Source organism: Stieleria sp. (assembly GCF_041595215.1).
Classification (GTDB): Bacteria; Planctomycetota; Planctomycetia; order Pirellulales; family Pirellulaceae; genus Stieleria; species Stieleria magnilauensis.
Genome location: NZ_JBFHKV010000178.1, coordinates 1 through 10,346, shown reverse-complemented (window position 1 = coordinate 10,346; position 10,346 = coordinate 1). Strand labels below are relative to the sequence as shown.

Annotated in this window: 7 protein-coding genes; 1 reads left to right on the top strand and 6 read right to left on the bottom strand. The window is 59.3% G+C overall.

Translation table 11 applies throughout. From position 1 onward, the window contains the following. The 3 genes from ABX749_RS09365 to ABX749_RS09355 form a co-directional block, all read right to left on the bottom strand. Positions 1 to 2,217, bottom strand: a 2,217-nt coding sequence (locus tag ABX749_RS09365) for a serine/threonine protein kinase (protein ID WP_372895742.1), incomplete at its 3' end; no start/stop codon positions are given. Positions 2,218 to 2,490: 273 nt separating this feature from the next. Then, positions 2,491 to 3,099, bottom strand: a complete 609-nt coding sequence (locus ABX749_RS09360) for an RNA polymerase sigma factor (RefSeq protein WP_372895741.1) — start codon at positions 3,097 to 3,099, stop codon at positions 2,491 to 2,493. A 553-nt stretch (positions 3,100 to 3,652) separates the two neighbouring features. Next, positions 3,653 to 4,657, bottom strand: coding sequence for a hypothetical protein (locus tag ABX749_RS09355; protein ID WP_372895740.1), 1,005 nt, complete (start codon positions 4,655 to 4,657; stop codon positions 3,653 to 3,655). 190 nt (positions 4,658 to 4,847) lie between these two features. Between ABX749_RS09355 and ABX749_RS09350 the strand changes: the two genes are divergently transcribed. Next, on the top strand, positions 4,848 to 5,897 hold the full coding sequence (locus tag ABX749_RS09350) for a sugar phosphate isomerase/epimerase family protein (protein WP_372895739.1): 1,050 nt from the start codon (positions 4,848 to 4,850) through the stop codon (positions 5,895 to 5,897). A gap of 316 nt (positions 5,898 to 6,213) precedes the next feature. Here the strand turns inward: ABX749_RS09350 and ABX749_RS09345 are convergent, their stop codons facing one another. From ABX749_RS09345 to ABX749_RS09335, 3 genes are all read right to left on the bottom strand, one after another. Then, positions 6,214 to 7,446: a DUF1501 domain-containing protein gene (locus ABX749_RS09345; RefSeq protein ID WP_372895738.1), complete on the bottom strand. Its 1,233-nt coding sequence runs from the start codon at positions 7,444 to 7,446 to the stop codon at positions 6,214 to 6,216. A 26-nt stretch (positions 7,447 to 7,472) separates the two neighbouring features. Next, a complete protein-coding gene (locus ABX749_RS09340; protein WP_372895737.1) occupies positions 7,473 to 8,864 on the bottom strand; it encodes a DUF1549 domain-containing protein in 1,392 nt (463 codons plus the stop codon). Positions 8,865 to 8,997: 133 nt separating this feature from the next. Continuing rightward, positions 8,998 to 10,346, bottom strand: a 1,349-nt coding sequence (locus ABX749_RS09335; protein ID WP_372895736.1) for a hypothetical protein, incomplete at its 5' end; no start/stop codon positions are given.

The following is a 10,346-nucleotide window of genomic DNA, read 5'->3' as shown; positions in this document are numbered from 1 at the left end:
GAGACAGCACCGAATCAACTTGCGGGTGGTGAACTTGGAGATGGTTCCGCTGGGACCGTATCCGCCCATGCCGCCCATGCCGCCCCCGTACATGCCAGCCCCACCCGAAGAATTGACATATCGGTGTAGGCAATTGATCACTGCGGCGCGACTGTGCACGTTGCCTTCGACCAATTCTTGGACCGCGTTTTCATACCAAACATCGAGCGAGGGTTCTGCGAAGACTTCGGTCATACACCACATAAAGTGCTCCGACGGGGTGATCGTTTGGTCCGTCATCCCGGGAAGTGGCGGCAGTTTTCGGCTCAGTCCGCCGAATTCACGAGCGCGTCGGAGCAACGCTTTGATCACGACGTCGCTCTCCGACGTGTTCGCGATGCCTCGACGCGACAAATCTTGCAATCCGCCGATGGACGCATAGATGGCTTCACCGAGCGGCTCGATCTCGGTTTCGGTTCGGACTTGCTCCAACCAGTACGACAGCGGTTTGCCGTCGAACGTCGCAAAATCCATCGCCGAGGCGGACGTGATGGCTTTGACGTCCTTGCGCGGTCCCCCATCGGAAACGTCTTGCGTGACAGAAGCGTTCGACACAACACCCGGTCCCGGGCCACCGATGCTTGATGACGCCAGACTCGACGATGCAAGCCCCGGTAGAGCATTGCCTGTTGGATCGGTTCGCTTGACGACGTCGATCGACTCCTGCGCCCCACGACCGATCGTGACGACTTCGTCGCTGAGCCTCAGCGCGTCGCCGCCGCCGATGATTTCAATGTCGTAGGTGCCCTTGTGCAAGGTGGTGCGGTTTTCTTTGTCCGATTCGATCGTCAGTTGATCGACAACGTCGTCTCCTTGCTTGACCAGAACCGTCAACCCGTCGTGCTCGGAATGGATGATCAACTCCCCGCGATCGGTCTGGATCTTGATCACGATCGCGGCGGCAATCAAACACAGCGCCGCGGCAGCCCCCATCAGCCAATGTTTGATTCTGCCACGATCTTTGGAACCGCCGGAATTGACAATCGACGGTAGCAAGGTGCTGCGGGGCAGATCGTCGGCGGAGTGTTTTCGAATCGCGTCACGAAGCAACCGTTTCAAATGACTCGGTTTCGCCATCGATTCCAATTCCCGAGCCACCTCCGTCGCCGAAGCCGGTCGCTTGGACGGATCACGTGACAACATCCTGGCGACAAAGCTGCCGACATCACGATCGACGTCACTTCGGATGGTATCGAGCGGCTTCGCATCGCTGCTGGTGATCGCCAGCACCTGCGCTGCCAACCCACGCTCGGAGCGGTGTGGCGGGTGGCCGGCGATCAAACGGTACAGCGTCGCGCCGAGTGAATAGATGTCCGATTGCGGACGCACGTCCCGGCTATCGGCCAGTTGTTCCGGCGCCATGTAAGGCATCGTCCCCATCACGTGACCGACGGTCGTCAGGCGGTCGTCTTTGGCGAGCGGATCGTCTCCGTCGAGCACCAAACCGAGATCCAATAGTTTGATGGTTCCGGAGTGCGTTAACATTAAGTTAGACGGTTTGATATCGCGGTGGACCAATCCGTTGTCGTGGATGTGGGCCAACCCGAGCGCCGCTTGGCGGACGATTTCGCAGGCGTCGGCAACGTCCAGTTGGCCGATCCGTCCCGCCACGCGGCCGATGTCCAGCCCGTCGAGATACTCCATCACCAAATAGTGCCAGCCCGATTCGTGTCCGGCATCGGTGGCGCGCACGATGTGAGAGTGTTCCAGCGACGCGATCGTCGTCATCTCGCGATCAAAGCGGTCCAACCATCCCGCCTGGGTGACGCGTTCGGGCGGCAACAATTTGATCGCACAGCGCCGTTTGAGCCGTTGATGTTCGGCCAAGTAGACGGCCCCCATTCCGCCGCTGCCGATTAATTCCAACAGTCGATAGGGCCCGAGCATTTCAAACGGAGGCGGAGGGGCGACGGTCGCGGGAAGGAGCGCCGATGATTGCTGCAACAGTTGCTGTAGCGCGACCTGGCAGGCGGTTTCGTTCTGCACTCCCGCCCGAGCCGCGTCCTCGGAGGACGTTGATTCGCCGATCGCTTGCAGCCCGCCGTCGAACTGCTCCACCGCCGTGCGACAGGTTTCACAGGTGTCCAGATGCGAAATCGCCGAATCAAATTGCTCCTGGGACAATTCCCCTTCAAGCACTTGTCGCAATTCGTCTGGTTCCAAGCAGTTACGTCTCATGGCGATCATCGATGGGCTCCCGATGGATGTGCAATTGTCGGCGAGAACCACCCGCCGCTACACCCTGACAACGGAGCGATTGGACAGTGTTTTGCGAAAAACGTTTTTTTGGTGGGGCGTGTGGGGAAAAGGGGGTCAAAAAATGGGTTGATCAAAAAATGACGGCAACGTCGTTGGCATGCACAGCATGCCCTACGTCGCTGACGCTCCCATTTTTTGACCAATCAATTTTTTGACCAAAATCTTCCTACCTCCAAAATCTTCCTACCCACCTTACTCCAACCCCTTCATCTCCAACTGCAGCCGCTGCAACACCCTCGCCCTAGCTTTATAAACCGCCCATTTCGAGACGCCCATCTCGTCGGCGACGTCCAGCGGCGGGCGTCCGATCACGGCGGTCTCCCAAAACATCTGCCACGTCCGCTGGTCGAAGCATTGGCGCAGCAACTCGATCATCCGGCGACGGGCATCGAGCGAATCGGCTTGCGCGGTCGTCGGTGGATCATCCGCGTCGATCGCCTGAGCGTCGGCGATCTGCATCAAGGCCAGATTGGCGGCCGTGCCCCCGGCAGCTTTTTCCTCGGCGGCGATCCGCGCCCGGTCGCGGATCTTGTTGCGCGAGATGGTCCACAGCCAGCCGCGAAAGGTCGCTCCGTCGCGGCCGCCGTCAAACCGAGACAGCGCCTTGGCGACGGACGCAAACGTGTCTTGCATCACATCGGCGGCATCAGCCGCCTGGCAACCACATCGCCGGGCCCAACCATAGACGATCGGGCCATAGACCTGGGCCAATTGTTTCCAACTCTCCGCATCTCCTTCCCGCGCACGGGCCAACAGAGACGCAGAGGTCGACGGTTCATCGCGAAAGTGGGTCGAATGCATGTGCCCATTGTAGCTGCCTCGAATGGGCCGATGCGACGGATCGACGAACCGCTTCTTCACAGCAATGGTGTCGAAAATGATAGAAACTTTTCCCGCGTGGAGGTCACGCAGTGTATGACGTCGACCTGCTGGCAGGCATTGGAATCTACACAAGTCGCTTTTTGCCCAAAGGGCATGCATATCCATAGCCTGGGGCAAGCAAACCGAGCCTTTGCGAGGGTTGCGCCGCCCCAGGAACCCCATCACGATGGGGTCGGATTTGGCCAACGGCCATGCACAACCTTCGCGTTTGACGAGGCATTTGTTGATGGCCGTTGGCCAATCCCTCTCGTTCTCGTATGCGGACCTTGGGCGATGCCCAAGGCTATGGATGTAAACAGCCGTTGGCCGAAACCATTCACTCAGAACAAATCTGACATGCAAAAGATGTGCAGATACCAATGCCTGCCAGGAGGGTGGTCCTAAAAAAGCAACCCTCCCGGGTGCGGGAGGGTTACTTGGGATTTTGCACGACCTTCTCGTGGGAGAAGGTCGTTGAAACCGAGCGAACGGGCTACGGCAGCTCGATCGTTTGCAGTGCCAACGTGCCTTTGACGTCGACGATCGCAACGGCATGGCTGGCATCGAACTTGTCCATCTGCTTGACGCCGGAAAGCGACTCGATCGTTTCATAGGGTTGGCCCGCAGTCCCGCCGCCCCGAACCGGTTCGGTCAGACCTTGGTTTTCTCCGATGCCTTCGGTGCTGATCTTCATCATGCCGCGAGCGGAGTTGTTCATCAGGATCGAAGTCTTGCCGTTCTTTTCGTAGACGACCATGTCCAAGGGTTGGTTGCGGTTGCCGAGTTCGGCGACGGTGGTGCCGCGAACTTTCTCCGAACCGTCAAGTGCATTGACGGGAAAACGGACCAACGGCGTGCAGGTGAAACCGGCCAACAGACTCGGCTCTCCGTCGACGACCATCGGCAAGAAGGTTTGGATCGTGGCATCTTCGACACGACCATGGGCGGCATGGAAAATGTCGACGCTGGTCGTCACGGTGTTTTCCGCGAACGGGAAGGGGAATTCGATCACGCGTGAGGGCGAGTCGCCGGCCGACAGCCCCGTCACCATGACTTTTCCTTCAAAGAACGCGACGTCGGTGATCGACGAATCGCGGGCGTTCCGCGTCCGTCCGCGGCGCGTGACGTCTTTGTCTTCCGGCGGATTGGGCAACGCCTTGGAGGCGTGATGGACCTTGTCCAAGTTGACTTTCGTGATCTCGCTTTGACCGTCAACCTTCACCAAGTGAACCTGACCTCCGGCGACGATGCTCAAGAACACGTTTCCCGTGTCCGGGTTCACCGCCAACTCGCCAATTTCGAGATCACCTTCCAATCCCAGTGACGACTTGATCGCGGCTTGCAGGTCCGCGATCGACGGGCCGCTGGTGCGGGCCCCGGCGTCTTCGGTGGCGATGGCGTAGACCGTCGCGGCTTTGGGATCACCGACCAACAACACACCGGAAGTGGCGAAGGTCATCGGACCAACCGACTGAAGCTCGACGGGACCGAGTGTCATGCCAGTTGGAGCTGCAAAAACAGCGGACGTGGCCAACAAAACCGCGAAACAGCAAGCGGACAACGCTCGTCCGAATGGTAAAACGGTGGGCATGTTAGAATCCTTGTTGAAAAAAGGGAGGGAGACTGCACCGGAAGCACCCTTACCATAACGGATCCACCAAGACGAATACACAAAGAGGAATGACCAGATGGCAAAGACAGATCAAAATCGTTGCGTCCCCTTGGGACAGAACCGAACGGTCAGCCGCCGAGATGCCATCGCTGCGGGGCTGGCGACCACCGGAATGGCCTTCGCCACGTCGACAAATGCACAGGATGCCACCAGTCCACCGGCTGCGTCGGTCAAAGACGATCGTAAATCGTCACCCAAACGCTATCGGGCCAAGAAGTCGATCAACCAATGGGCCTTCCCGTATCCCGACCGGATGTCACTTCGCGAATGCATGCAACTTGCCAAAGACGCCGGATTCGACGCGATCGAACTGAACTACGACCTCGACAATGACCTCTCCCCCAAAGCTTCGAACAAGGAACTGGTCGGCATTCGCAACCTGGCAAACGAAATCGGAATCGAAATCAGCGGCCTGTGTTCGTTTCTGTTCTGGCCCTATCCGCTGTCCAGCCTGGACGCGTCCAAGCGAAACCGTGGCATCGAACTGGCCGGGTTGATGGCCGACGCGGCGGCAACGATGAAGGTGGAGAACTTGCTGGTCGTCCCCGGCGCCGTTCACATCCCCTGGCGCGACGACCACACCCCCGTACCCAACGACAAATGCGAAGCGCTGGCGCGGGAGGCCGTCGGTTCACTGGTCAAGGGAGCTGAAAAGAAAGGTGTGTCGCTGAACATGGAGAACATTTTCTTCAACGGTTTTTTGATGACACCGATGGAAATGAACGACTTCGTCGACGGCTTCGGCAGCGAGAACGTGCAAGTCCACTACGACACCGGCAACATCTCCATGTTCCAACACGCCGAGCATTGGGTACCGATCCTGGGTCAGCGGACCAAGAACATCCACTTCAAAGAATTCACAAAGAAAGGAACCGACTACTCGTTGGAAACCTTCCGCCCGCTCTTAGACGGCACCACCAATTGGCCCGCGGTGATGGATGAGCTGGAGAAGATTGATTATGAAGGTTACGTGACGTTCGAGTACTTTCACCCCTACCCGCATTACCCTGAAGCGTTGATCTATCAAACGTCCGATTCACTCGATCGGATCCTGGGCAGAATCTAGGCGGGTATACGCATTCGATCCCAATTCGCTGCGGAGCAGCGAATCACGGTGGCTGAAGCCTGCACACCAGCGCACGTTGGTGTCCAGCCTTTAGGCGCATCCCCACGCGCTGCGAAGCAGCAAGACGGAGCGGCTGAAGCCTGCACACCAGCCCACGTTGGTGTCTAGCCTTTAGGCGATTCCCGGTCGCTGCTCCGCAGCGAATCAGAGCGGCTGAAGCCTGCACACCAGCGCACGTTGGTGTCTAGCCTTGCGGCGATTCCTCACGCGCTGCGAAGCAGCAAGACGAAGCGGCTGAAGCCTGCACACCAGCGCGCTACAAGATCATTTCCCCTCCGTCGGTCGCGGACGTCGGGCTTCCGAACGTGGTCGTGTACTCCTGATCGGCATCGACCCCCAACAAGTTCATCAGCGTGTACATCAGATCGGCCACGCTGTTGGGGTTCTCGCTGTGCTCCATTCCATCCTTCCCAGTCGATCCGATCACCCGTCCGCCGATGTCTCTACCGGCCAGTGTCACCGGAATGGATCTCGGGTAGTGATCCCGTCCGTTCTGCCCGTTGATGATCGGCGTACGTCCGAACTCGCCCATCCATAGGATCAGTGTGTCGTCCCATAGCCCACTGGACTTCAAATCGTCGATCAGCGCGATCCAAGCCGGCTCGAGTTGTTGGCACAAACGCTTGACCGCGGGGATGTTGCCGACGTGTGTGTCCCACCCGGGCATTTGAACTTCGACGTATCGCACACCGGCTTCCAGCATGCGCCGCGCCGCCAAGACGTTGCGTCCGAAATCGCTTTCGCCGTATCGGCTGAGCGTCGCCGCGTCTTCCGCCGAAACATCGAGCGCATCGGCAAACGACGACTTCAACAACCGTCGCACCGAATCAATTTGCTCCGTCCGTTGCCGCAGCAAGACGCTCCCGCTGCTTTGGTCGGACCGCTGATTCAGTTCCGCGAGCAAATCGAGACGATCGCTACGGCGATGAACATTGCGGATCGTCTCGATCGTTCGTCCCAAATCGTTCACGACAAAGGGCCCGTGACTGGTCCCCAGAAACGCGGGACCGTAGACCTGGCCACCCAGGGTGACGAACGCGGGCACGTCCGTTGCCGGGCGACTCGATGAGACGTACGATCCCAGTGCCGGACGCGGGAACGAATCGATTCGCTCGTATCCGGTATGCAACAGATGGGACGCTCGGTCGTGTTCCCCTTGCGTCGAACCGACCGACCGAATCACACACAAATCGTCGGCATATCGGGCAAGCCCCGAGAGCGTTTCACTGAGCTGCATCCCGGGAACACGCGTCGAAACCGCCCGCAACGGCCCGCCCGTCTCCGTACCGGGTTTCGGGTCGAACGTTTCCATCTGACTCGGTCCGCCCTGCATCCAAAGTGTGATGCAACGCTGAAACGGAACGGGCTTTCCCGAATCCCGCGCCGCGCTGGCGGACCGTGCGACCAGATGGCCCAGCCATGTCGAAATCCCAGCGGCGGATCCGGCCCGCATCCATTGGCGACGATCAAAACGATTCGGAACAAACATGGATCACCTTGCGATTGACAATCGACTCAATGACTAAAGACAAATTCGTTAGCGTGTAACAGCACATACAGCAGATCGCTGCCGGGCACGTCGGCAAAGCGTTGACGTTCCCAGGCATCCGGACGTCGCGACAGCGTCGAGCGAAAGATGGAATCGAGGTCACCACTCGGCGGCGAAGTCTCGGCGGCGAGTTCTTGCAGCAAGCCCTGGCTGGTACGTTGCAACGCCAGCGGATCGGTCGCTCCCGTCTCGGCTTCGGATCGTCCCATGAACTCCACCGCCATCGTGTTCAGGCGTTGGGGCGAGGGCAGGTCACGATTCATCACCGTCGCATACGACGCAATCAACTGTTCCGGCAGCAGCGGCCGGGGCGCTCTGGCGGCAAACAACTCGATCACTTCAGTCGGATCCGTCGCGTCGGCTGTCGGCGCGGTGCGGGCATAGGCCTCACTGGCAGCGATGGTTCGAATCAGATCGCGTAAGTCAAACCCGTTAACGAGTAACTGGTCGGCCAAAGCTTGATGAAGTTCGGGGACACTCGGCGGATGGGCTTGGCTGAGGCCATCGACCGGGTCCACGATGCCGCGGCCGATCAGCAATTGCCAAACCCGATTGCCCATCGCTCTGGCAAACGGCTGGCACCTGACGGTCATCAACGCCAGTTCCCGTCGCCACGCCGCGGTCCGCGGTCGCGATCCGGTCAGAAACCGAGGCCCATCCTCGCCGGCCCCCGACTTGGCTCCGGTGTCATCGACACGAATCCCACCAGAAACCTCTCGCACGGAGATGGTTTGAAAGAACCGCCGCATCGCGGTGTAGTCGTCTTGCGTCCAACGATCAAACGGATGGTCGTGGCAACGGGCACAATCCAATTGGACGCCCAAAAAGATCCGCGAAACCGGCGTCACGGGATCCTCACGATTCCCCACCAAAAAGTTGACGTGACCATCCAGCGTCGTGACCCCTTCGGCGGAAATCAGATCAAACGCGATTTGGTCGAGCGGCTTTTCCTGTTCCAATTGCGTTTGCAACCAGCGCCGCAACGATTCGCGATCGACTTGCCGCGTCTCGCCACGTCCGATCAAAACCGTCGTCCACAGTTGCGACCAGTAGCGCGAGAACTCGTCCGATTGAAGCATGCGGTCGAGCGCCGCGGGGCGGTCGTTCGAAGCCTCCAATCGGGCCAGTTCGCTGACGGTCGGAAGGCGTCCGAGCAGATCCAGACTGATGCGTCGCAAGTAGGTGGCATCGTCACAGGTTTTGGTCGGCGAGATCCCTGCCTGGCGGTGAGCCCTGGCCAAGATCGCATCGATCGGGGCCTCGGTCGTCGGCGACGTTGCCGTGGCTTGGCTGGCAAGCACCGTCGCAAGCCCGGCGAGGGCCAGCACCGCAATGTTGATGATTCGGTGGACTTTCATGAGGCGTTTCTATCGGCAGACAATCAGTGGGAGACGACTGGCACCCTCGGCGTGTGACGCGAGCCACACTGGGGGCGCCGGCGGAGCCGGCGAGGAAGGCAAGCAGGATGCTTACCCCACTTTGTCTTGTTCCCTAGAAGTCGTCTTTTTTCAGCTCTTGTTCCAACTGCTTCGCTCGCGCGGCCAACTGCCCGACCACTTCGACCCGCTCGGGATGCACCGTCAATTGATTCGTCGATTCATCGACCACGAAGAACTCTTTGCTCAGTAGTTCCATCGCATCGAGTTGTGATTGTTCGGCCGAGCGACGGATCTCTGTCAGTAGCAGCATCCGCCCCGGCCCGTCGAGCGATTCGGCCAACTCTCGATCGGCCATCCTTTCGCGGACATCATCGATTCTGCGCAAGTAGCGTCTGATGGTGCGGCAGGCCGCCAGCAGCTCGCCGGCGCGCTGGTTCACTTGATCGGCCGCATCGTCACGGACTCGCAAGCGGTCCGCACCGGCCGGCTCCATCACTTGCGAGATCATTCCTTCGACCTGTTTTCCCAGGTCAAATTCTGCGTACGGGACATCGACGGCGACTTGGTAGGCGATCACGCCCGTTGCGATCTGTGTGGCGAAGCGTTGGGTCAACGGATCGGAGGTGTCCAGATCGGCGGCGATCCTGGCGAGACGATCTCGCACAGCGTCGATTCGTTTCCCGGCCCGGTTAGCCAACTCCAGCAGTTCCTGCAAACTCCCCCACGCCTCTTCATTGTCAATCACCAGCCCCTTGGCGGTGTCTCGCGAGACCGTTTCCAACTTCGCAAATAGTTCGTCCACCAATGCCGTCGGCGAGGACGTTGAGTCTTTGGTCAGGTGCAAGGCGACGACGGCGGCCATCGCGGAGTCGTTCAGCTTGGCGACGAAAACCTTGTGACGGTCGTCCGGCGTGTCAAACTCGGCGGCCCAGTGCGGAAATTCCGTTTTCAGCTTTTCGAACACTTTGGTGGCCAATTCAAATCGTTCGATTTGCCGGCGTGCGTCACCCGAAAGCGTCGGAATGACCACCAACTTATCACCACGACGAACCAGAACCTTTTCGAGTGCTTTGCCAAGGAACAGTTCGATCGGATCGCTGCGTCCGTCAAATTCGTCCAACATGATCGCGTAGGCGACATGCTCGTCGGTCAGCATGCGGCGAGCCATCTGATTGACTTCGCCGGAATCCTCCAGACGATCGGCAACCCCCTTCATGCGCCCGTTCATCGACTCGAGCACGTCCCCCAACTGCTGCGAGCGCTGCACCCACGCATCCGCCGTCACCCGACTGCTGCTGCGCAGGGCCAGGGTTCCATCGGGAGCGACTTCAAAGTGTTTTTCGACAAAACGAGGAATCGCCTCGGCGCGAATCGACTCGCGATACTTGCCTTTCAACAAATCGATCACCCCGGCGAACGCGACTTGTCCGGATTCGCTGGCAAGCAATTGATTCAACTCCG